The organism is Lacticaseibacillus daqingensis, assembly GCF_003946115.1.
In the GTDB taxonomy this organism is placed as follows: domain Bacteria; phylum Bacillota; class Bacilli; order Lactobacillales; family Lactobacillaceae; genus Lacticaseibacillus; species Lacticaseibacillus daqingensis.
This window is the reverse complement of the sequence record NZ_RHOH01000002.1, coordinates 263,165-284,306: the sequence shown is the minus strand read 5'-3', so window position 1 is coordinate 284,306 and position 21,142 is coordinate 263,165. Positions and strand designations below refer to the sequence as shown.

The window sequence follows — 21,142 nt, the reverse complement described above, 5'->3', positions numbered from 1 at the left end:
AATTATCGTTTAATTCGTCGCTGCCGGTTTCAAAATCGCCAGCATCTCCTGACTCTGCACCAAATCGCCAGCCGCGACATAAAGGTGGCTGACCTGGCCGGTGAACGGCGCGTGAACCGTGGTTTCCATTTTCATGGCCTCGGTGACAAACAGTGGTGCCCCTTCCTGAACCGTTTCGCCCACCGTGACCAGCACACTGAGGATCCGGCCCCCCATCGGCGCCGGGATCTGGGTATTGTCGGTTGGCTCGGCCAGCTGGTGGCTGACCCCAGCGTGTTGCACGCTGGCATCGCGCACCTGCACCTCACGCTTTTGCCCGTTGACCGTGAAGTACAGGGTCCGCAGGCCGCTGGCATCGGGCTCCCCGATGGCATCCAGCTGCATAATGATCATGGTCCCGGGGCGCAGGGTGACGCGCACCCGTTCGCCAACGCGCATCCCCTGGAAGTAGGTCGGGCTGTCCAGCGTTGCCACCGGGCCGTATTTGGCCTGGTTTTGCTGGAACTGCTTGAACACCTCGGGGTACAAGATCGCCGACAGCACTTGCTCGTCTGTCGGATGTGGCAGCCCCGCTTGTTTCAGTTGCGCGCGCACCACCGCAAAATCCACCGGCTCGGCCAGGCTGCCCGGGCGCACCGTCAGCGGCGCTTGCCCCTTGAGGATCTTGGCCTGCAAGTCGGCTGGGAAGCCGCCGACCGGTTGGCCGAGGTCGCCGCGGAAGAAGTCCACCACGGACTGCGGGAAGTCCAGCGTCTCACCGTGCGCCAGCACAGCTTCCGGCGTCAGCTCGTTTTGGAGCATGAACAGCGCCATGTCCCCGACGACTTTCGAGGACGGGGTCACCTTGATCAAGTCCCCAAACAACGTGTTGACCATGGCGTACATGCGCTTGACCGCCTCAAAGTCGGTCAGGCCCATGCTCTTAGCCTGCTGCTGCAAGTTGGAGTACTGGCCCCCTGGCATCTGAACGGTGTAGATGTCCGTCAGTGGCCCGGTCACATGGTTGGCAAAGTCGGCGTAGTACGGCCGGATCGCCTGGAAGTACTGGTTCAGGTGCTCCGCATGGTCGATGTCCAGATTCGGCTGACGCTCATTGCCAGCCAGCGCGTAGTACAGGCTTTCCATCGAGGGTTGCGACGTCGTGCCAGACATTGCTGACTGGGCGACGTCCACGATATCGACACCGGCGCGGACGGCCTGCACGTAAGTCGCCACCCCATTGCCTGTCGTGTCGTGGGTGTGCAGGTGAAGCGGTACGTCAACGGCATCCTTCAGATCGGCGATGAGTTCGTAGGCGGCCTGCGGTTTAAGCAAGCCGGCCATGTCCTTGATGGCCAAAATATCGGCGCCGCTGGCCACCAGTTGCTTGGCCAGGTCCACATAGTAGGCCCGACTGTACTTCGGGTGCGTGTCGGCGAGGATGTCGCCAGTGTAGCACATCGTCCCCTCGGCCAGCTTGCCGGTGGCCTTGACCGCATCGATCGAGTGCGTCAGCTGTGGCACCCAGTTCAGGGAGTCAAAGATCCGAAATACATCGATGCCATTTTTAGCCGCCGTTTGAATGAACTGGCGAATGACGTTGTCGGGGTAGTTCTGGTAACCCACCGCGTTGCTCCCGCGGAACAGCATCTGAAGCAGCGTGTTCGGCATCGCCTGGCGCAACAGTTGCAGCCGCCGCCACGGGTCTTCGTTCAAGAAGCGGTACGCCACATCAAACGTTGCGCCGCCCCACATCTCCATGGAGAACAGATCCGGCAGCGCGTTGGCCATGTCCGGTGCCACCCGCAGCATGTCCCGGGTGCGCATGCGCGTGGCAAACAGGCTCTGGTGCGCATCGCGGAACGTGGTGTCCGTCAGCATCACCTTAGGCTGTGCCTTCAGCCACCGGGTCACCGCATCGGGCCCTTCGGTAGTCAGCAGCTGCACGAGGTTGATCTGCGGCACTGCCGGCGGGAACTGAAGCCGGTAGCGCCAATCCGGGTAGTACTTCTGCTCGTGACGCTCCAGGTCTGGGAACCCGTTAACGGTGATTTCGCCCACGTAAGTGATCAGCTGGCCCGTGGTGTTGCGCACCGGCTTGAACTTGAACAGCGCGGGGGTGTTGTCGATGAACGTGGTTTCGGCCAGCCCCTGCTGGAACGTGTCAGACTTCAACACATTTTCCAGGAATGGCAGGTTGGTTTTGACCCCGCTGATGCGGAACTCACGCAGGGCCCGCCGCATTTTGCGCACCGCACCGCCAAAACTGGCGGAGTGCACCGAGGTTTTGACCAACAGCGAGTCGTAGTACGGGCTGACGATGGCGCCGGCGTAGGCATTGCCGACGTCCAGCCGCACCCCGTAGCCACCAGGGCTGCGATAGGTGGTGATGGTGCCGGTATCCGGCATGAAGTTATTCGCTGGATCTTCGGTGGTGATGCGGCACTGGATCGCCGCGCCGCGGAACGTCAGCGCGTCTTGCTGGGGCAAGTCAAGGTCCGCAAACAGATCCTGCCCAGCGGCGACACGCAACTGACTCTGCACAATGTCCACATCGGTGATCAGTTCGGTGATGGTGTGCTCGACCTGCACGCGCGGGTTGACCTCGATGAAGTAGAACTGGTCGCCTTCGACCAGGAACTCCACGGTCCCCGCATTTTCGTAGTGCAGGCTGCTCATCAGCGCTACGGCCGCGTCACAGATCGCCTGCCGCAGCGGTTTCGGCAACCCGATGGCCGGCGCGATCTCGATCACCTTTTGGTTCCGCCGTTGCACAGAACAGTCACGCTCAAACAGATGGATCAGGTGGCCGTGCTGATCACCCAACACCTGCACCTCAATATGTTTGGCGGACTTGATGTACTTTTCAACATACATCCGGTTGTCGCCAAAACTCGCCACGGCTTCGTTCACCGCATTTTGGTACACCGCACGCAGCTCATCTTCCGAGTGGACGATGCGCATGCCCTTGCCCCCGCCCCCGCTGGCTGCCTTGAGCATCACGGGAAACCCATGCGCGTGGGTGAACGCCAGGATTTCATTGAAGTCTTCCGTCGGCTCCGGGGTGCCCGGGATCGTCTGTAGGCCGGCCGCGTGGGCCGCCTGCTTGGCCGCGACCTTGTCGCCGAAGATGTCCAGCAACTCGGGGCGCGGTCCAACAAAGGTCAACCCGGCTGCGGCCACTTTACGCGCAAAGGTCGCGTTTTCGGAAAGCAACCCGTAGCCCGGGTGGATCGCGTCCGCGCCACTCACCTTCGCAATGCGAATGATGTCGTCCATGTCGAGGTAAGCCGCGATCGGCGCTTTGCCGGCGCCGACCTGATAGGCCTCCTGCGCCTTGAAGCGGTGAATCGCCAGCTCGTCCTCCTCGGCAAAAATACCGACCGTCGCCAAGCCGAGCTCCTCTGCCGCTCGGAAAATCCGCACCGCGATCTCCCCGCGGTTTGCTACGAGTACTTTACGCATGTCTGCCTCCTTCAAGCCGTTTCTTCTCACTTGCACTGATGTTCAACATGATCCCCACACTGATTGAGAGCACTAGCATACTGGAGCCCCCGTACGAGATGAACGGCAGCGTCACCCCGGTCACCGGGAGCACGCCACACACCGCGCCCACGTTGAACACGGTTTGGATCAGCATCATCGTAGCTAACCCGTAAGCAATCAGCGCATGATAGTTATTTTTCGCGCGCACCCCAACGAGGTAAAAGCGCATGATCAAAAAGAAAATCCCCGCTAGGATCAGGGTCGCACCGACCAGCCCAAGCTCCTCAGTGATGATGGCGAGGATAAAGTCGGTGTAGGGTTCCGGTAGGTAACCAAGTTTTTGGCTGCTCATGCCCAGCCCGACCCCGAACAGGCCCCCATGGTCGATCGCCAAAAGCGAGTTGACCACCTGCAGGCCGTCCGTTTTGGCCATCTGGAAGGGGTGTAGGGCGGCCACCAGTCGCCGTACCTTGTAGCTTTCAAGCAGCGTCTTGGATAGCGTGACCTTGGACAGGCCATAGTACAGTCCCCCGACCAAACCGGCCAAGGCCATGCTAAAGCCCACCCCGTACTTGAGCGAGATGCCACTGGCAAAAAGCATGATCACCGTGATCCCCGTCAGGATCACCGCCCCACCGGTATCCGGCTGGTTGAACACCAGCGCGATACAGACCCCCACAAAGATCAGCGGCGGCCACAGCTCACGCACCCGAAAGTCTGGGCGCCGCATCTGGTCCTGCCGCTGGGTGAACATGTACGCCAGGTAGATGATCACGACCAGCTTGGCGAACTCCGTCGGCTGAATGTGCAACGGGCCGATCGGGATCCAGGCGCTGGCCCCGTTGATGGCAGCGCTTGGATCCAGCTTGCCCCACACCGCCAGGAAAAGTAACCCCGCAAAAATGGCCACCCACATCAGCAACTGCATGCCCTTACTTCGCAGCATCGACAGCTTGAAATAGAAGAAAAAGGCGATCAAAACAAGCCCGATCAAAACAAACAAAAGCTGCCTGATCATATAGGCGTTCTCGGCCAGCCCGAGGTGCACCCGCACGTAGTAGGCACTGGCCGAGTAGACCATGACGACACCGGTTGCGGCAAGCAACAGGAATGGCACGAGTATGTAGTAATCTAGATAATGGAGCTTTTTCAGCAAAGCACTCGCCCTTTCACGGCAAAATGTTGCCTGTATTATACCATACGATTCGCGGACTCGCGCCCCTTCCCTGCCTTCTCTCAGGCTGCAACCGTTCTCTTAGGCCCACTGCGCATCGCGGCCAAGCCCGCCGCACCAAAAAAGGACCGCCCCAGTCGGGGCGGTCCTGATCAAATCGGGTCAATTAAAGGTCTTTGGCCATCTTGCGGCGCTTGTCGGCCTTTTGGCGTTCGCCGGTGTTCAAGATCTTCTTGCGCAGGCGCACCGAAGTCGGGGTCACTTCGCAGAGTTCGTCGTCGTTCAGGAACTCGATCGACTCTTCAAGGCTGAGGTGCTTCGGGGTCTTGATGGCCGCCGCGTGGTCTTTACCAGAGGCACGCGTGTTGGTCAGGTTCTTCCCCTTGGTGGCGTTCACGGCGATGTCGTTATCACGACTGTTTTCGCCGACGATCATCCCTTCGTACACGTCGACCCCGGCATCGATGAACAGCTGGCCGCGGTCTTCAATGCTTTGCAGGGAGTAGGTCGTGGACTGGCCGGCGTTGATGGACACCAGCGCACCGGTGTTGCGGCCAGGTTCCCAGTTCTTGATGACCGGCATGTACTTTTCGAAGGTGTGGTTCATGATCCCGTAACCCCCGGTCGCGGACATGAACTCGCTGGAGTAGCCGATCAACCCACGGGAAGGCGCCAGGAAAATCATCCGCGTCTGCCCGTTGCCTTCGTTGACCATGTCGAGCATGTCGCCCTTACGCTTGGCCATCGCATCGATGATGGAGCCGGTGTATTCTTCCGGCGTGTCGATCTGCACTTCTTCGAACGGTTCGCTCAAGACGCCATCGATGTCGCGGTAGATGACTTCCGGGCGGCCGAGCTGCAATTCAAAGCCCGCACGGCGCATCTCTTCAACCAGGATGGACAGGTGCAGTTCCCCGCGCCCGGACACCATCCAAGCCCCCGCCTGATCCGTCGCTTCAACACGCAGGGACACGTCTGTCTGCAACTTGGAGTTTAGGTAGTCTTCGATCTTGCGTGCCGTGACCTTGTCGCCTTCGCGCCCGGCAAACGGGCTGTCGTTTTGCAGGAACAGCATCTGCAGGGTCGGCGGATCGATCCGCAGGACAGGCAAGGCTTCTGGGCTGCTGGCATCCGCCACGGTTTCCCCGACGAAGATGTCATCCATCCCGGACACGGCGATCAGGTCACCGGCCTTCGCGGTTTGGACCTCCACCCGCTTCAACCCGAAGAACCCGAACAACTTGGTCACCCGGAAGTTCTTCTTGGTGCCGTCAAGCTTCAGCACGGACACGGAATCCCCAACGGAAATCGTCCCACGGAACACGCGGCCGATCCCGATCCGGCCCACATAGTCGTTGTAGTCCAGCATCGCCACCTGGAACTGCAGCGGTTCGTCGGTGTTATCGATCGGGGCCGGGATCGTCTTCACGATGGTATCAAACAGCGGTACCATGGTGTGTTCCTGGTCCGCTGGGTCATCGGAGTAGCTGGACGTCCCGTTGATGGCACTTGCGTACACGATCGGGAAGTCGAGCTGGTCCTCTTCGGCGCCAAGGTCGATGAAGAGTTCCAGCACCTCGTCCACCACTTCAGACGGGCGGGCACCCGGGCGGTCGATCTTGTTGATCACCACCACAGGGGTCAGGTGCTGTTCCAGCGCCTTTTTCAGCACGAAGCGCGTTTGCGGCATCGTGCCTTCGAACGCGTCCACGATCAGGAGCACGCCATCGACCATCTTCATGATCCGTTCCACTTCGCCACCGAAGTCCGCGTGGCCCGGGGTATCCACGATGTTGATCGTGGTGTCGCCGTACTTAACCGCGGTGTTCTTGGACAGAATGGTGATCCCACGTTCCTTTTCAATGGCGTTTGAATCAAGCGCCCGGTCCCCGATGCTCATGTGTTCAGCCAGGGTATCGGATTGCTTCAGCATTTCATTGACCAGGGTCGTCTTCCCATGGTCGACGTGGGCAATGATGGCAATGTTGCGAATATCGTCGCGTGTCTTCACGTGTTTTAACTTCCTTTCAGCGTGTCGCTTTTGGTTACGGCATAAAAAAACGTGTCAGGTCGACACAGTCTTCGAGTAACCATTATAGCACAGACCCTATCGAAGTGGCAGTTTTCTGAAAACTTTATTTTGGTGTGGCGAAACTTACCGGCGGACGAATGTGTCCGAGGTCAGCCGGGCCAAAATCTCGGCGTGTGCGCGCGGCATGGCCGCCACCACGACACCTGGGGTCAGCAGATCCACCGGGCTACCGTCAGGGCGCGTCACCTGAAGGCCAAACGCCTGGCCGAAGGCCATGCCTGCGGCGACGTCCCACGGCTGCAGGTACGACACGTAGCCGACCTGCTGGCCTTGGGCAATGGCCAGGAACTCCATCCCAGCACTGCCCGTCATCCGGGGTCCAGCACTGGCCAGCGCCACTTGCCCGAGGTTAAAGCGATTATTGATGACCATCGGCGCATTCACACCCAAGAGCCCATCTGCTAGCGCTCGGTCTGGAACCAGTGGCAGCGGCACCCCGTTTTGGGTCAGCGGCAACTGCGGGCCGCCGGTGATCACCTCATCGCGCATCACATCGAGAATGGCGCCGTAAACGGGCTGGCCATCCTCGTACACGCCAATCATCACCGCAAAATAGGCCTGTTGCTTAACAAAGTTCATCGTGCCATCGATGGGGTCCACAAAAAAGACGCGGCCAGCCAGCGTGCTGACCTTTGCCGCGCTGCCTTCCTCCCCCTCGATCCGGGCCGTTGGATAGGCGGCCGTGATCCGGCTCACCAAGAAGCGCTGGTTGGCCTTGTCCACGTTAGTCACCAAGTCGTTGCGACCAGACTTCGTTTGTACGCAAACCGGCGCGGCCATCGCCGCGCGAATGCGCTTGCGACTCTCATCAAGCCAGCCCACCACCTGGCGATCCAGGTGGTGCAACTCAGCGGGCGTCATCAGCCATCACCTTGAGGCGTACCGTGTCGCTGGTGCGCGCCGCCTGCACGACCCGATAAAAGGAATACCCCGAGACCGCCTCAAACTCGCGCCCCAGCTGCCGCTCGGTGCCCTTATCCGGCACCACTTGCTTGAAGCCGTTGTAGGCTGCCAGCAGATTGGCCCGGTCCACCCCTTTTTCGTAGGCGTCTTCCACCTGCGCGTAAAACGTGGTGACCTTGATCATATCGGCCTTGGACCAGTCCATGTCCAAAGGATAGCCATAGTTTGGTTTCATGCGTTCTCCTCCTGTTCGATGATGCTCATCAGTTTGGCCTGCACGCCGGCTGCGATCGCATCCAGCTGCTGTTCCTCCGCATCGGCGCCCACGATGGGGGCGAGCAACGTGGCACCGCGCGCATCGACAAGCATCGGCTGGGCCAATGCTAACGCCGCCGTTCCCCGCGTCACCAGCGTCGTCACCGGGGTCAGCATGGCCTCACCCGCCAGCGCGGTCAAAATGCGGCCCACTGCCGTCGCCATGACGGTGTCGTCGGCCGCCTGCGCAAAGCGCTCACACGCCGCAATGGCCGCGCCCATCAGCGCAGCCGGGTCACGGTCTTTCAGCAAGCTCAACACCGGCGTCGCGCCGACGTATGCCCGACTCCACAGCAACGCGTAAGCCTGCTGCGTCCCCACCGCGTACGCCGTCACTGCCGCCTCGGGCACTTGCAGTTGCGTGGCCAGAAAGCGGGTGAACACCCGGGTCACCGCCAAGGTGCCAACGCCGATCACACTGGCTTTGGGCAACCCCGAAATGCGTTGCGCAAAAAAGGTGCCCACCGCACTGTCGCGCGTTGCCACCACAACAATGCCACCGAAGCCTGCTGCCATTGCCGTGTTCAACACCTGGCGCATCCCTGCAACGGTGACGCTTCGGCCGTGCTCGTCTGCGGCTGGACTATAATCTGTAAAGATCAGAATGTCCGCCGCGCCCAACACTTTGGGCGTGCTTTTCTGAAGCACGACCCCGTGCAACGTTGCCAGCGCCTGCAGCGCGTCAAGCGACATCTGGCTAGCCGGGGCAACTGCCACCCGCATTGCCAGTTCGCGTGCGATCAAGTGCGCGCACACCACGCCCACGCTGGTGTTCTGCCCGCATACCACTACTCTTTGCATTTGTGTTTCCTCCATTAAGGCTATTTTACGCATGTCATGGTCAAAACACAAAGAGAACGCAAAATCCCCCGATTCGCAGCCCACAAAAAAAACGCCGGCTTCTTCGGTCGACGTTACTCACTCAAATTACGTTTAGCTGAAGCGCCACGAGACAGGGTCCTGGTTATAGCGGAAGGCGGCTTCTTTAGCATCATGCCGCTCCGATCGAACCAGGGGCGCGCGGGTGTCCCCCACACGCATCAAAACTTGGGCTTGCATCCGTGCAGCCAGCGCGGGTTGTGCGATCAGAACCTGATTGCGGTGCATGCGCACCGTCACCTGAGCCTGACGGGCAACCGCCGCAATCAGCGTCTTCACCCCATCGGTCAGCCCCGCTAACACGCCTGTATCCCCCGTCATCATCAGGGCGTCACAACCCTGTGCGATGAATCGGTTGTCTGCAACAGCAAGTACTTCCACACGGGCGTCCGCAAGCAACCGGCTCCCGGCCAGCGCGATCCCGGTTGGCACTTGCTGGCCGGTCAGGGCGAGCACGACCCGCAACCACCCCGTTGGCTGTGCCGCAACCGGCGTCAACACATCGACCGGCAACAGCGTGCCGGCCTGAACCTGAACCAAGTCACCGGCAACCAAGTCGGTCACATCGGTGGCGCGGAGTAACCCTTCCCGGACCACCAACACCGTCTGATGGGCGTTGAACTGTGCAAGCCACCGCGCAAAGCGCCACTGGCTCAGCCCACCGGTAACCGTGATCAGCACGGCCAGCGCGATCCCGATCCATGCCGCATCGAATAACGCGTCGGCAACCAACCCAAGGCCGGTTGCCAGAATCAGGAGTGGCTTCAGTTGAAGCGCGGGGGCCAAGACCCCAACGCCGTTGACTTGGGCAAACTGCTTTTGCTTGACCTGAATCCCGGTCAAGCCACTACGTTCTTGCATCAACATCGTCATTCTCCTCTCTTCCCAGAGAGGTCAAGACGTGCCTCATTTATCTCATTGATATAAGTGGTGGCACACTCTCAAACCTTCCGGGATCTGCGTTATCCGGACTACCACCATCGATCGCTGTTTGTTTCATGCGCTCACCACCTTTCATTCACTCGCCGTTGTCCGCCGTTTTGCACTAAAAAAGCGCACACCGATTGGGTTTGCGCGCGATGACTGCATCCCAATCGTTTAGTTTTAGCACTATACGCCTAGAATTCCTTCAGTTGCATTAGCGCAAGCCTTTGTAGACAGGCGCAGTTGACTCATTGGCATCTCTGGATGTTTCTGAGCAGCAACATTGTACGTATAGGAGCCTCACCTAACGGAAAGCACTGGATTTGTTTACTCTTATATGATACGCAATTTAATTCGCCATGTCAAGGTCGGAGCTTGCAGAAAGACTTTTTTGTTCTCGACAGCTGTGGTAAGGTGAGAGGGAAACGATTAATTGGAGGTCATCCACGTGTATTTAATGAAAGATATCACCCGCGACGGGGCGCCGGTCCTGCGCCAGACTGCCGCACCCGTCACCTTCCCGCTTGCCGCTGAAGACCAGCAACTCGCGCATGACATGATGGAGTACCTCGTCATCAGCCAAGACGAGCAGCAAAACGAGAAGTACCAACTGCGGCCAGGCGTGGGCCTGGCCGCCCCTCAAGTGGGCGTGGGCAAAGCCATGGCTGCGGTGCTGGTACCCGGTCCGGAAGATGAGATCCTGTTCAAAGAAGTGCTCATCAACCCCAAGATCATCAGCCACAGCGTGCAAGACGCCGCACTCTCCGAGGGGGAAGGCTGCCTGAGCGTTGACAAAGACGTCCCCGGCTACGTCGTCCGCCACGACCGGATCACCATTCGTTATCAAAACCTGGCCGGCGAAACCAAGAAGGTGCGCCTCAAAAACTACCCGGCCATCGTCTGCCAGCATGAAATCGATCATCTGAACGGCATTCTGTTTTACGATCACATTGACAAGCAGCAGCCGTTCCACATGACCCCAGAAGGGATCCTGATCGACTAACGTCCCTCAAGCGTCGGAAGCGACGCTTTTTTACTGGGTCCACGGTGGCAATTGGGCCGCTTTGCGTTGCCCAATCGGCCAGACCGACTCAGACCCGCTCGACATCCATCACATACTCCGCGGTCGCCGCATTCGCGACGAACGCCACGTCAAAATGCAGCTGCGCCTCTCGCTGCCAAAAATCAGAAACCAGAAACGCTGGGGTCTGCGCGTCTAAGCCGTGAATGTCTGCCTCCACCGCCGCGGTCACCAGCGCCGCATTCAGTGCGGTCACATTCGGCGTTGCCGGCAGCGGAATCACGTACTCAAAGGCCAGAATGCCATGCCCCCACACGTCCGCCACCGGTTCAGAGACCAAGGGCCCCGCACTGACCCACTCAAGGTCCGCTAAGGCCCGGCGCACCGTTTGATCCGTGGTTTGCTGCGCCTGCCGCAGATATAACCGCAAGGCGCGCCGGCTGGCCACCAGCCGCCACCAGAACACCCCGGCCACCACCAAGCCGATGGCCAAAACTGCGATCAACCACCACATCGTCATCACCCTTTCTTGTCGCGTTGCCTGTCTTCAGTATACGCTATTGACCGACCCAGCTGGTAATCTGGCCGGCGCCAAGGGGCGTGGCATCACTGCCGGATGTATGATAAACTAATCATAACTGTTGAGCAGCCCTCAACAAACGACCGGTAAATCGCTGAGACACCCCGAGTGCGGGGCGTTCTTTGCGTAGACGGAAAGGAGCCGTAACATGATTTACAAAGTACTGTACCAACGCGACAAGGTTCGCAACCCGAAACGGGAAACCACAGAAACGCTTTACCTCGAGGCGGACTCTGCGGCATCAGCACGGGCACTCGTGGAAGACCACACCCCATACAACATCGAACTCGTGCAAGAGCTGACTGGCAACTTCTTGGATTTTGAGAAGCGCGAGCCAGACTTCAAGCTGACGGAGTTTTAATCTAGATGAAACTCAACGTCAAAAATAACGAAACCGCCGTTTTTGCGATCGGTGGTTTAGGTGAAATTGGGAAGAACATGTACGGGGTTCAGTTCCAAGATGAGATCATCGTCATCGATGCCGGGATCAAGTTTCCGGAAGACGACCTCCTCGGAATTGATTATGTGATTTCCGACTACTCCTACCTGGTGCAAAACCAGGACAAGATCAAGGCCCTCGTCATCACCCATGGTCACGAAGACCACATCGGGGGCATTCCCTACTTCCTGAAGCAGGTGCCCAATGCACCGGTTTACGCCCCACCGTTGGCAGCCGCGCTGATCCGCGGCAAGCTGGAAGAACACGGCCTGCTGCGCACCACCGAGTTGCATGAGCTCAAGGAAGACAGCGTGCTGAAGTTCCGGAAAGTCTGGATCGACTTTTTCCGGACCACCCACAGTATTCCTGATACGCTGGGTGTGGCAATTCACACGCCGCAGGGGGTCATCGTTGAAACTGGGGACTACAAGTTTGACTTGACCCCGGTAGGCGACCAACCGTCACCGAACCTCCAGAAAATGGCGCGGCTCGGTGAAGAAGGCGTCCTGCTGTTGATGTCCGACTCGACGAACGCTGAGGTGCCGAACTTCACCAAGTCCGAGCGCTTCGTCGGCCACTCGATTCGCCACCTGTTCGATGGCATCGAAGGTCGCATCATTTTCGCCACGTTCGCTTCCAACATCAGCCGAATTGCCCAAGCGGCTCAGGCTGCGATGGACCACGGCCGCAAAATTGCGGTGTTTGGGCGCTCGATGGAAACCGCGATGGTGAACGGCCGCGAACTCGGCTACCTGGACATTCCTGACGACGTGCTGATCGACAGCCACGAGCTCAACAAGATCCCGGCCGGCGAGGTCATGATCCTGTGTACCGGCTCGCAAGGCGAACCGATGGCCGCCTTGTCGCGAATCGCCAACGGGACCCACCGTCAGATCTCGATTCAACCGGGCGACACCGTCATCTTCTCCTCCAATCCGATCCCGGGGAACACGGTCAGCGTAAACCACGTGATCAACGAGCTGGAAGAAGCCGGGGCCGAGGTCATTCACGGGAAGGTCAACAACATCCACACCTCCGGTCACGGGGGCCAAGAGGAACAAAAGCTGATGCTACGGTTGATGAAGCCGAAGTTCTTCATGCCGATCCACGGGGAATACCGGATGCTGAAGATCCACACCGAACTGGCGCAGGAGTGCCACGTGCCGGAGGACCACTGTTTCATCATGGACAACGGGGACGTTTTGGCATTGACGCCGGACAGCGCCCGCCGTGCGGGCCACTTCCCCGCCGCTGATGTTTACATCGATGGCAGTGGCATCGGAGACATCGGCAATGCCGTCATTCGCGACCGGCGCCTGCTTTCCCAAGAAGGCCTCGTGGTCGTCGTGGCCACCCTCAACATGCAAAAGCAAGCGGTGTTGGCCGGCCCTGACCTGCTCTCCCGCGGCTTTATCTACATGCGTGAGTCCGGTGAGCTGATCAATCAGGCGCAACGCCGCGTCTACCGCACGATCAAGAGCACCTTTAAAGAGAACGAAAAGGTCACCGAGGCAATGCTCAAGGAAGCCATCACGGCTAACTTGCAGGAGTTCCTGTTTGACAAAACCGAGCGGCACCCAGTGATTCTGCCCATGCTGATCACCCTGTAACCCAAAAAGAGACCCGTCAGACCAATGCGCATTTGGCCTGACGGGTCTTTCTTATCGTTTCATCGCGTCAAATGGTCCCGACCACCGAGTCCAATCAGGGCGCCAATCCCGATGGTGCCCCAAACCCCACCGGCCACCGCCAGCAGTGCCGTGACTACGAGCAACGGCAGGTCGACATCACCCGTTCGCACCATGGTCCAGCCAACCAACCCGACTAGGCCGAACGCAAACACGGCAATGACGAGGTCCAGGACGATCAGACCCACCAGCTGCCCCTGCTGGGCTCGGGTGCGGTTTGGCTGGGCCAGCAGCGTTGTCAACCGCCGTGTCATCAGCGCAAAAGCCCCTCCTGCCGCCATTTTTTGCAAAAATCTTGGGGTCATCCCCTCACCTCCAGCTTCTGCCCTCAGTTTACGCGCGCCGGCTCACCCCCACCTCGGGCGCAGGGCTGATTCACGGGAAAAAGCGGCAGGGCAAAGTTTATGAGTTGTTTTATGCAAAACGGCCCGGTATAATCAACAATAGTGAAATTTGGAAGGGGTAAAGGCATGGCCGCTGTTTTTTTCTATATTATCTTCAACCCCGCCGCAGGTTCTGGCACCTCGGTGGCAACATTCAAGGCAGTGCGCAAGGTGCTCGATGAGCGCCACTACGACTATGAGATTCGGGTCAGTCGCTACGCCGGCCACGCCGTTCAACTCGGACACCAGATCAGTAGCTTCAACACGCACAAGAATGCCGTTGTCATGGTGATCGGTGGCGATGGCACGCTGAATCAAACCATCACCGGATTGCGTCAAAGTGACCAACCAGCACTACCGGTTGCGTACATCCCTGCCGGCTCCGGTAACGACTTTGCGCGAGGCATTGGTCTGCCGCAGGACCCGATGAAGGCGCTCGACCACGTGCTGGCTGCCACCCAGCCGGTCACGCTAGACATCGGCCGCTACACGGAACAGACCCGCCATGAAAGCGGCTATTTCGTCAATAACATCGGCTTTGGCTTTGACGCCGCTGCCGTTGCCGCGGCTAATCGCGGCAGCTACAAGAAGCTTTTGAACAAGTTGCACCTGGGCAGCCTCGCGTACATGTTCGGCGTTGTCAACGTCTTCTTCTCACGGCGCCCCTTCCCGGTCACCGTCCACGCCAACGGCAAGTACGAACACATTCCGCGGGCCTTTCTGTGTACCACCACGAACCATCCTTACTTCGGCGGTGGCATTCGGATCCTCCCCACCGCAACGCCGACAGATGGTGAGCTGGACCTGATCGTGGTCGAAAACCTCAACATCCCCTATTTCCTCTTCCTGTTGCTGGAACTGATTCGCGGCAAACACATGAAGTACAAGGCCGTGCATCACTTCAAATCGGATCACCTGGTCGTCGAAACCAATTCCCTGGAGTTCGGCCAGATGGACGGTGAGGAGATGGGTACGCGTGCGTTCCAACTCGACTTCAGCGTGACCCAGCAACCATTTTGGCTCAAACTGGACTAAACCCAAAGCGGCCCCGGCTTCCATACACTGGAAGCCGGGGCCGCTTTGGGTTAGGGTCAGAAGTAATCGGAGAAGTACGGTTCATCCATCGGGATCAGGTTTTCCAACAACTTCACGGCCTGCTTGGAGGCCTGAAGCCGCTCGATTTTCGCCAGGTAGGACGGCCGCCGGTAGCTCATCAGCATCGTCGTCAGCGTCTGAATGTCCAGGTGGACCGCTTCGCCCACCGGTCGATCGGTGACATGCAGGCCTGCTTTATCCCACCAAATGCCAAAGACGCCGTTGTTCCACTCAGCCAAGGGATCCGTGACGACAAAGTGTAGCGCGCCCGCTGGCTCCACGAACGGATAGGCCTTCAAGAATTCGGCCACATCCACGATACGCGCCATGTAGTACGGGTGAATGGTCTGCTGAATATCGCCGTCATCCAACAGAAAATGCAGCGGCTCGTTCTTGTAGATGTTCCCCTTAACGTGTTCGACCATGGAGAAGTGGGCCGCCACGAAGTTCCACAACCCGATGCGCGCCTCCTGCGTGTTGTACACCATTTCCTTGATGTGAAAGACCTCGTTGGCGATCCAGTACAGCACGTAGCCCTGCGGAATGTCATGGTCGTCGTAATAAACCCCGGCAATGCGCTCCTCTTCGTTTTCCCAGCGCCAGTACTCATCCCAGTTCAGCTGGTTACGGATCATCGCGCCATGGTTGTGCAGCGCAAAGCGGTTGTACGTCTCAATGACGTCCGGATCATCGATCTCCAGCCGCTCCACGTGCCCGGGCATGTTCGGCACTGCCTTGGGAAGCTGCGTATCACGCACATCGAAGGTCAGGTGGTCGGACATGATCTCCCACCCTTTTTTGCGGTAAAACGGAATGCTGTACGGGTACAAGTACGAAATCCACTGCTGATGCTCGCGCATGTGCCGCAGCCCCAGCTTGACTAGATCGTGCATCAGGCCGTGCCCTGCGTACTCAGGGTAGGTCCCGACCCCGGTCAGCCCACCCATCTCGTAAATCGTGCCGTGCAGGTTGACGCGGCACGGGTAAATCGCCAGCTGTGAAATCAGCTCATCCCCGTGGAACCAGCCGATCACGTCCGACTTCTCCAATACCGGGCGCTTGGCCCGCTCCAGCTCACCTTCCTCGTAGCCGCCTTCCTCCATGTCCTTGGCGGTCACCTGAAACACATACGCAAGCAGGTCATTGAATTGCTCAAGGTCAGCCGGCGTCAGTCGGCGAATCTCAAGTTCGGAACGTAAGTCTGACATAAAAACCTCTTTCTTATTCTTGGGCCGCGACAGTCTGCGGCGTGACCCCAGTCATCCCGATCATCGGGTCCACCAGGTTTTGGGTCACCATCGCCGTGGTCAACCGCGCAGGCGCAGCCGGCGGGTCAGCGATGGGGTCACTTTCATTATCCGCAGGCACCGATTCGCTGTCAACTTTGGTCAAAACGGTTTGCAACCGTTCGATCAAGGCGGTTTGGCGATTATCCGCCACGGCTTGCACCGCCAGCTCAAAGGCGCGCGGGTCGCCCATCAGGATCAGGAAGTCCTTGGCGCGCGTCACCGCGGTGTACAGCAGGTTACGCGCCAGCATCCGGCGACTGCCCAACGTCAGCGGCAAGACGACCACCGAGAACTCACTGCCCTGCGCCTTGTGGATCGAGGTCGCATAGGCCAGCGTGATCTTGGTCCAGTCGGTGCGCTTGTACGTCAGCTCGTTGCCGTCAAAGTCCAGCGTGAGCTCATCAGTTTTGGAGTCCGCTTGCTTGGCCAGCGTGATGCCGGCGACTTGACCCAGCTCGCCGTTGTAGACGTTGGCCTCCGGGTTGTTGACCAATTGGAGCACCTTATCACCGATGCGGTACACCCCGTCAACGGCCGCCACTTCCTTAGTCCGCTCGCTGCGTTTGGGGTTGAGGATCGCCTGGATCAGCGGATTCAACTGGTCGATACCGGCCGGTCCGCGGTACATCGGGGCCAACACCTGAATATTAGCCGGGTCAAACTTCTGTGCCGCCTTGCCGACCACCTGCCCCACCGCCTGGGCCAGCTGGTTGGGTGGACACAGGATGAAGGAGCGGTCGGCCTGATTATGCTGCCAATCCGGTGGCAAAACGCCGCGGTTGATGGCATGCGCCAGCGGAATGATCGAACTGTCGGCATCCTGGCGATGAATGTGGGTCAGCGCCATGCTTGGCAACGTGTGGCTACGCAGCATATCCGCAAACACCTGCCCAGGCCCAACGCTTGGTAGCTGGTCCTTGTCCCCGACCAAGATCAGCTTGATCCCCGGCTGCAACGCCGTCAGCAGGGTGCGAAAGAGGTACGTGTCGACCATGGACATTTCATCGACGATCAGCAACCCGTCCGGCAGGTCCTTGGGCTCAAACTCCTGCGTATCGACGGCCAACCCCAGCAGCCGATGAATCGTGCTGGCCGGCAACCCGGTCGCCTCCATCATGCGCTTAGCGGCCCGGCCGGTCGGCGCCGCCAGCATCAGCGGAAAGACCTCATCCTTGTACTGGTTAGGATCCAGAGACAGCCCGTTGAGCTCCGCGTACACCCGGACAATGCCGTTCACCACCGTGGTTTTGCCCGTCCCCGGGCCCCCAGTCAGCAAGAACACCTGCTGTTGCATCGCTGTTTGAATCGCCTGAGTCTGTGTGTCATCGTAGGTGATGCCTTCACGCTTTTCGATGGTGCGCAACGCCTTTTGGACGGACTTGTCACTGGGCGCGTCCGCGTTTTGCCCCAGCAGTAGCTTCAGCCGGTCTGCAATGGTCCCTTCCGCATCAAATAAGCGCTTCGGAAAGACGCGCTTTTCTTCGACATACAGCTGATTTTTGCGGGTCAGCGCGATCAGCGCCTCCGCCACCGCGTCCGGGCTGATCGCAACGTTGCGCGCCCCTTCCAAAAGCGTGATGGTGGCCTCGATCAGCGTTGCCAGCTGCGCGTAGGTGTCGCCGGTGCCGTCTGTCAGCTCGCTCAACGCGTCCAGCACCGCGCCCGCCAGCCGGATCGAGGCATCCGCAGCGATGTCCAACTTAGCTGCGATCGCATCAGCGCGCTTAAAACCGATCCCGTCCACATCGGCGATCAGCTGGTAAGGGTTATCGGCGATCACGTGCAACGCATCCGTGCCGTACAGCTGGTAGATGCGCGCCGCCATGTTACTGGTAAAGCCAAAGTCGTTGAGCCCGATGATCACCTGCTCCATGCCGAGGTTAGCGGTCAAGTTTTCGACCAGCACTGCCCGCTTTTGGGCGTTGAGTCCCAGTGGCCGCAGTACCGCCTCATCCTTGAGGATCTGATCGATCGCACTCATCCCCAGTGCGTCGACGATCTTGGCCGCTGTCTTCTGGCCGATGCCGAAAAACTTATCGGAGCTCAGGTAGTTGACCAGGCCCTGCTTACTGGTCGGCTTTTCCACCTGGTAGTTGGCCGCCTGAAACTGGCCACCGTACTTCGGGTGATTGACCAAGCTCCCCGTAAACGTGTAGGTCTCGTCCTCCTTGATGTCGCCAAAGCTGCCGGTCACCACGATTTCCTGCTCCGGCCAATCGAAGTCCTTGGTCTTGATGGCCACCAGCAGGATCTTGAAGAAGTTCGTGGGGTTCTGAAAAAAGATGGCCTTGACGCGGCCACTGACGGTGTGCGGCTCACTCATGCGCCTGTGCCTTCAAGAAGCCTGCGATATCGCGCACCTGCTTGGCCTGCTGGTCGTAACCGGCGGGGTCGAGCGCCTTAGCCGCGTCGAGCCACGCACTGCCATCGCGACCGGCACCGACTTGCGCCATGCCATACGTGAACAGCACCTTGGCGTCTTTCATCTTTAAAAATGGGGTCAGCATCGCGCCAGCCTGGTCGAACACACCGAGCGCCAGCAGGAGCTCCGCGGCCAACAGTGCCGCGTCCACGCGCGTGCGGTCCGCCTCGTGCGCCGTCAGCGCGAATGCCAGTGCCAGCTGTGGCTGGTCGAGCTGCTGGTAGCACAGCGCCAGCATGTACTGCGCATCGGCGCGCAGCGGATGCGCTGCAGTCAGCTGCTTGAAGTAACGTGTGGCCAACAGGTAGTTCTCCTGGGCATACGCCAGCAAGCCGGCGTCGTAAGTCAGCTCTCGGTCTCCCGGAAACAGTCCCTGCGCGCGCAGGATCAGCTGGCTCGCCTCATCGTAAGCGTGAATGCCGATCAGCATTGTGGCAAGCGTGGCGTAGCGCTTCGGGTCCGTCGGCTTGGCGTCGATGGCCTGCACGGCTGCCTGGATCGCCGCGTCGTGGTCTCCGCGGTTAAACTGCGCGATCATTGAATCTGCCATTATGGCCTCCTTGAAATCACTAAATCGTATCGGTGGGGTCAGGGGTGCGCGTCAAAAAGTGCGTGTCGTTCCAGCGAATCAGCTTGAACGGCAAGGTCGCACTGCTGGCCTCGAGGATCGTCACGCTGGAATTGGTCAACCCACCGTCTTTTCGCATCTGCGCAATGGGCGTGCCCAGCAGGCTCTGGATCAAGGCGACAAGGGCAGCCCCATGGCTGACAAACAGCAGGTTTTCACGCCCAGTTTCATCCGCCCTGACCGCATCCAGCACCACCGGTTGCATGCGGGCGATCAGCGCGGGAAACGTCTCCCCGTCGATCGCGGTGGGATCGTAATCAGCCGGCGCGTGCCGAAAGGCCTGCAGTTCCTTGGGGTAGCGTTTCGCGACGTCGGCAAACTTCATGCCTTCCATCTTGCCCAGATTGAACTCCCGCATCCCCGCCGTCGTGGTCGTCGGGATCGGTTGATCAAGGGCGGCGATCAGCGCAGCCGCCGTTTTTTGGGCGCGCGGCAGTGGGCTCACGTACGCGTGCGCGAAGTGGATCGGTCGCAGGCACGCGGCCAGTTGCGCGATCTGCGTGTAACTCTCCGGTAGCAACGGTGAATCCCCGTTAGCCCCCTGGTAGCGCCCCGCCAGATTCCACTGTGTCTTCCCGTGTCGAACAAAGTATAACCGCGTCACGTTTGGTCCCCCTTCGATTGTATCTCTTTAATTATCGCGATTCTGCGGCGACAATTCAAGGGTTCGGGCAGCGAACGTAGACGCCTGCCAGACATTAAAAGTAAAACAGCTCCTCAAAGGACACGTCGAGCGCCACGGACAGCACCAACGCTAACTTCGCCGTGGGCGAGAACTGGCCGGTTTCAATCGAGCTGATCGTGTTACGCGACACCCCCACAAGGTCTGCCAGCGCCTGCTGCGACAGGCCTTGCGCCGTGCGCGCCTGCTTGAGGTGCGTATGCAGCGTCAGCTGGTCCATCCGTGTGCCTCTAGCAGCGAGATGAGGCACAAGACTGTGCCGGCCACCGCCATCACGCCGGCGCTCCACGCTTCGATCCGCGGCCAGCCCACTACCCGCCCCGGTGCACGGCGCAGGCGCACCACCGCTTGCGCGCAGTCATCCCAACTCAGCAGCGCCAGTGGCAACCACGGCGTCACCCACGGTGTGGCGCCGCGCAGCTGCTGGATCAACCCTGCCAGCAACACGAGCAACAGCCCCCACCACACGATGAGGTGTCCCATCTGATCAGCGGCCGCCCGCACCTGCCGATCGCGCTCATCCCCCAGCAGGTTGGCGCGCCGACTGCGCGCCAAAATCGTTGCTTTTTTCATCCTTCCGCCTCCATTGCCAAGTTAACTTGTCAGTCCAAGCGTACGCTTGCCAAGTTCACTTGTCAATCCGATCATGCACACGATCGACTGGCACGCCCTCCAACTCGAGTAGCGCAACCTTGCGACGCAACCCACCGGCGTACCCGGTCAGCGCACCCGACACGGCCACCACCCGGTGACATGGGACAAACAAGCTGAGCGGATTATGACCCACCGCCCCACCGATCGCCCGCGGACTGGTCACACGGCCAGTATGCGCCAAGCGCGCGGCCAACGCCTGATACGTGACCGTGTGACCCCAGGGGATCTGCTGGAGCTGTGCCGCCACCGCCTGTCGAAACGGAGTCCCGGTTAGGCGCAGCGGCACCTTTTGCGTGGGTTGGCGCCCGGCAAAGTAGGCGTCCAGCCAGGCACTGGCCGCCTGCAACACCGGCGTCTCTCGATGGTGCGCCTGCGCGAGGTCAAACGCCCCGCCAAAGTAGGCCTGAGAATCAAACCAACAGCCCACCAAAGCGGCTTGATCGGCCAAAAGGGTCAGTGGGCCCAGCGGTGAAGCATAAGTGATGGTATCCATGGCGTCCTCCGTACAT

20 protein-coding genes and 1 riboswitch are annotated in these 21,142 nt (G+C 59.6%); of the genes, 4 read left to right on the top strand and 16 right to left on the bottom strand.

The genetic code is table 11. From position 1 onward, the window contains the following. Nucleotides 1-9: 9 nt before the first annotated feature. The 7 genes from EKM88_RS03550 to EKM88_RS03520 form a co-directional block, all read right to left on the bottom strand. A complete protein-coding gene (locus tag EKM88_RS03550; protein ID WP_125703186.1) occupies nucleotides 10-3,444 on the bottom strand; it encodes a pyruvate carboxylase in 3,435 nt (1,144 codons plus the stop codon). Then, nucleotides 3,437-4,618 (bottom strand): FtsW/RodA/SpoVE family cell cycle protein, encoded by a 1,182-nt coding sequence (locus tag EKM88_RS03545; protein WP_125703644.1) that lies wholly within the window; start codon nucleotides 4,616-4,618, stop codon nucleotides 3,437-3,439. The genes EKM88_RS03550 and EKM88_RS03545 overlap by 8 nt, the downstream gene beginning before the upstream one ends. A gap of 187 nt (nucleotides 4,619-4,805) precedes the next feature. Next, nucleotides 4,806-6,650, bottom strand: a complete 1,845-nt coding sequence (gene typA / locus EKM88_RS03540; RefSeq protein ID WP_125703184.1) for a translational GTPase TypA — start codon at nucleotides 6,648-6,650, stop codon at nucleotides 4,806-4,808. A 144-nt stretch (nucleotides 6,651-6,794) separates the two neighbouring features. Continuing rightward, nucleotides 6,795-7,592, bottom strand: coding sequence for an inositol monophosphatase family protein (locus EKM88_RS03535; protein WP_125703182.1), 798 nt, complete (start codon nucleotides 7,590-7,592; stop codon nucleotides 6,795-6,797). Next, entirely contained in the window at nucleotides 7,579-7,869 is a 291-nt protein-coding gene (locus EKM88_RS03530; RefSeq protein ID WP_125703179.1) for a UPF0223 family protein, read from the bottom strand. The genes EKM88_RS03535 and EKM88_RS03530 overlap by 14 nt, the downstream gene beginning before the upstream one ends. After that, nucleotides 7,866-8,750 (bottom strand): Rossmann-fold NAD(P)-binding domain-containing protein, encoded by an 885-nt coding sequence (locus tag EKM88_RS03525; RefSeq protein WP_125703177.1) that lies wholly within the window; start codon nucleotides 8,748-8,750, stop codon nucleotides 7,866-7,868. The genes EKM88_RS03530 and EKM88_RS03525 overlap by 4 nt, the downstream gene beginning before the upstream one ends. A gap of 132 nt (nucleotides 8,751-8,882) precedes the next feature. Beyond that, nucleotides 8,883-9,695, bottom strand: coding sequence for a hypothetical protein (locus EKM88_RS03520; protein WP_125703174.1), 813 nt, complete (start codon nucleotides 9,693-9,695; stop codon nucleotides 8,883-8,885). A 215-nt stretch (nucleotides 9,696-9,910) separates the two neighbouring features. Further along, a riboswitch (M-box (ykoK) riboswitch) is annotated at nucleotides 9,911-10,071 on the bottom strand. A 129-nt stretch (nucleotides 10,072-10,200) separates the two neighbouring features. Between EKM88_RS03520 and def the strand changes: the two genes are divergently transcribed. After that, on the top strand, nucleotides 10,201-10,755 hold the full coding sequence (def, locus tag EKM88_RS03515) for a peptide deformylase (protein WP_125703171.1): 555 nt from the start codon (nucleotides 10,201-10,203) through the stop codon (nucleotides 10,753-10,755). An 88-nt stretch (nucleotides 10,756-10,843) separates the two neighbouring features. On the opposite strand, the gene EKM88_RS03510 is transcribed toward def, so the two are convergent. Beyond that, a complete protein-coding gene (locus EKM88_RS03510) occupies nucleotides 10,844-11,287 on the bottom strand; it encodes a hypothetical protein (RefSeq protein WP_125703169.1) in 444 nt (147 codons plus the stop codon). 214 nt (nucleotides 11,288-11,501) lie between these two features. On the opposite strand from EKM88_RS03510, the gene EKM88_RS03505 reads away from it, so the two are divergent. Further along, complete coding sequence (locus EKM88_RS03505; RefSeq protein ID WP_125703168.1) at nucleotides 11,502-11,714, top strand: DNA-directed RNA polymerase subunit epsilon; 213 nt, start codon at nucleotides 11,502-11,504, stop codon at nucleotides 11,712-11,714. 5 nt (nucleotides 11,715-11,719) lie between these two features. Further along, the gene (rnjA, locus tag EKM88_RS03500; protein WP_125703167.1) at nucleotides 11,720-13,402 is read left to right on the top strand and encodes a ribonuclease J1; all 1,683 of its coding nucleotides are present in this window, start codon (nucleotides 11,720-11,722) and stop codon (nucleotides 13,400-13,402) included. 59 nt (nucleotides 13,403-13,461) lie between these two features. Here the strand turns inward: rnjA and EKM88_RS03495 are convergent, their stop codons facing one another. Further along, nucleotides 13,462-13,785 carry a hypothetical protein gene (locus tag EKM88_RS03495; RefSeq protein WP_125703166.1) on the bottom strand — a complete coding sequence of 108 codons (324 nt, stop codon included), beginning with the start codon at nucleotides 13,783-13,785 and terminating at the stop codon, nucleotides 13,462-13,464. A gap of 165 nt (nucleotides 13,786-13,950) precedes the next feature. On the opposite strand from EKM88_RS03495, the gene EKM88_RS03490 reads away from it, so the two are divergent. Then, on the top strand, nucleotides 13,951-14,898 hold the full coding sequence (locus tag EKM88_RS03490; protein WP_125703164.1) for a diacylglycerol/lipid kinase family protein: 948 nt from the start codon (nucleotides 13,951-13,953) through the stop codon (nucleotides 14,896-14,898). 56 nt (nucleotides 14,899-14,954) lie between these two features. Here EKM88_RS03490 and EKM88_RS03485 read toward each other — a convergent pair whose 3' ends face one another. From EKM88_RS03485 to EKM88_RS03455, 7 genes are all read right to left on the bottom strand, one after another. Then, entirely contained in the window at nucleotides 14,955-16,166 is a 1,212-nt protein-coding gene (locus EKM88_RS03485; RefSeq protein WP_125703161.1) for a GNAT family N-acetyltransferase, read from the bottom strand. Between the two features lie 13 nt (nucleotides 16,167-16,179). Further along, the gene (gene recD2 / locus EKM88_RS03480; protein WP_125703159.1) at nucleotides 16,180-18,570 is read right to left on the bottom strand and encodes an SF1B family DNA helicase RecD2; all 2,391 of its coding nucleotides are present in this window, start codon (nucleotides 18,568-18,570) and stop codon (nucleotides 16,180-16,182) included. Continuing rightward, nucleotides 18,563-19,219: a tetratricopeptide repeat protein gene (locus EKM88_RS03475; protein WP_125703157.1), complete on the bottom strand. Its 657-nt coding sequence runs from the start codon at nucleotides 19,217-19,219 to the stop codon at nucleotides 18,563-18,565. Before EKM88_RS03475 ends, recD2 begins: the two co-directional genes overlap by 8 nt. 19 nt (nucleotides 19,220-19,238) lie before the next feature. Continuing rightward, the gene (locus tag EKM88_RS03470) at nucleotides 19,239-19,901 is read right to left on the bottom strand and encodes a histidine phosphatase family protein (RefSeq protein WP_125703155.1); all 663 of its coding nucleotides are present in this window, start codon (nucleotides 19,899-19,901) and stop codon (nucleotides 19,239-19,241) included. A 94-nt stretch (nucleotides 19,902-19,995) separates the two neighbouring features. Next, a complete protein-coding gene (locus EKM88_RS03465; RefSeq protein ID WP_125703153.1) occupies nucleotides 19,996-20,199 on the bottom strand; it encodes a helix-turn-helix transcriptional regulator in 204 nt (67 codons plus the stop codon). Next, the gene (locus tag EKM88_RS03460) at nucleotides 20,187-20,552 is read right to left on the bottom strand and encodes a hypothetical protein (protein WP_125703151.1); all 366 of its coding nucleotides are present in this window, start codon (nucleotides 20,550-20,552) and stop codon (nucleotides 20,187-20,189) included. Before EKM88_RS03460 ends, EKM88_RS03465 begins: the two co-directional genes overlap by 13 nt. 55 nt (nucleotides 20,553-20,607) lie before the next feature. Further along, on the bottom strand, nucleotides 20,608-21,126 hold the full coding sequence (locus EKM88_RS03455; RefSeq protein WP_125703149.1) for a methylated-DNA--[protein]-cysteine S-methyltransferase: 519 nt from the start codon (nucleotides 21,124-21,126) through the stop codon (nucleotides 20,608-20,610). Between the last annotated feature and the right edge of the window lie 16 nt (nucleotides 21,127-21,142).

What these genes read in the sequence shown, in the direction of transcription:
- EKM88_RS03550 (WP_125703186.1), bottom strand. Translation starts at nt 3,444, where the DNA reads ATGCGTAAAGTACTCGTAGCAAACCGCGGGGAGATCGCGGTGCGGATT.
- EKM88_RS03535 (WP_125703182.1), bottom strand. Translation starts at nt 7,592, where the DNA reads ATGACGCCCGCTGAGTTGCACCACCTGGATCGCCAGGTGGTGGGCTGG.
- EKM88_RS03530 (WP_125703179.1), bottom strand. Translation starts at nt 7,869, where the DNA reads ATGAAACCAAACTATGGCTATCCTTTGGACATGGACTGGTCCAAGGCC.
- EKM88_RS03525 (WP_125703177.1), bottom strand. Translation starts at nt 8,750, where the DNA reads ATGCAAAGAGTAGTGGTATGCGGGCAGAACACCAGCGTGGGCGTGGTG.
- EKM88_RS03520 (WP_125703174.1), bottom strand. Translation starts at nt 9,695, where the DNA reads ATGTTGATGCAAGAACGTAGTGGCTTGACCGGGATTCAGGTCAAGCAA.
- EKM88_RS03510 (WP_125703169.1), bottom strand. Translation starts at nt 11,287, where the DNA reads ATGTGGTGGTTGATCGCAGTTTTGGCCATCGGCTTGGTGGTGGCCGGG.
- EKM88_RS03505 (WP_125703168.1), top strand. Translation starts at nt 11,502, where the DNA reads ATGATTTACAAAGTACTGTACCAACGCGACAAGGTTCGCAACCCGAAA.
- rnjA (WP_125703167.1), top strand. Translation starts at nt 11,720, where the DNA reads ATGAAACTCAACGTCAAAAATAACGAAACCGCCGTTTTTGCGATCGGT.
- EKM88_RS03495 (WP_125703166.1), bottom strand. Translation starts at nt 13,785, where the DNA reads ATGACCCCAAGATTTTTGCAAAAAATGGCGGCAGGAGGGGCTTTTGCG.
- EKM88_RS03490 (WP_125703164.1), top strand. Translation starts at nt 13,951, where the DNA reads ATGGCCGCTGTTTTTTTCTATATTATCTTCAACCCCGCCGCAGGTTCT.
- EKM88_RS03485 (WP_125703161.1), bottom strand. Translation starts at nt 16,166, where the DNA reads ATGTCAGACTTACGTTCCGAACTTGAGATTCGCCGACTGACGCCGGCT.
- recD2 (WP_125703159.1), bottom strand. Translation starts at nt 18,570, where the DNA reads ATGAGTGAGCCGCACACCGTCAGTGGCCGCGTCAAGGCCATCTTTTTT.
- EKM88_RS03475 (WP_125703157.1), bottom strand. Translation starts at nt 19,219, where the DNA reads ATGGCAGATTCAATGATCGCGCAGTTTAACCGCGGAGACCACGACGCG.
- EKM88_RS03465 (WP_125703153.1), bottom strand. Translation starts at nt 20,199, where the DNA reads ATGGACCAGCTGACGCTGCATACGCACCTCAAGCAGGCGCGCACGGCG.
- EKM88_RS03460 (WP_125703151.1), bottom strand. Translation starts at nt 20,552, where the DNA reads ATGAAAAAAGCAACGATTTTGGCGCGCAGTCGGCGCGCCAACCTGCTG.
- EKM88_RS03455 (WP_125703149.1), bottom strand. Translation starts at nt 21,126, where the DNA reads ATGGATACCATCACTTATGCTTCACCGCTGGGCCCACTGACCCTTTTG.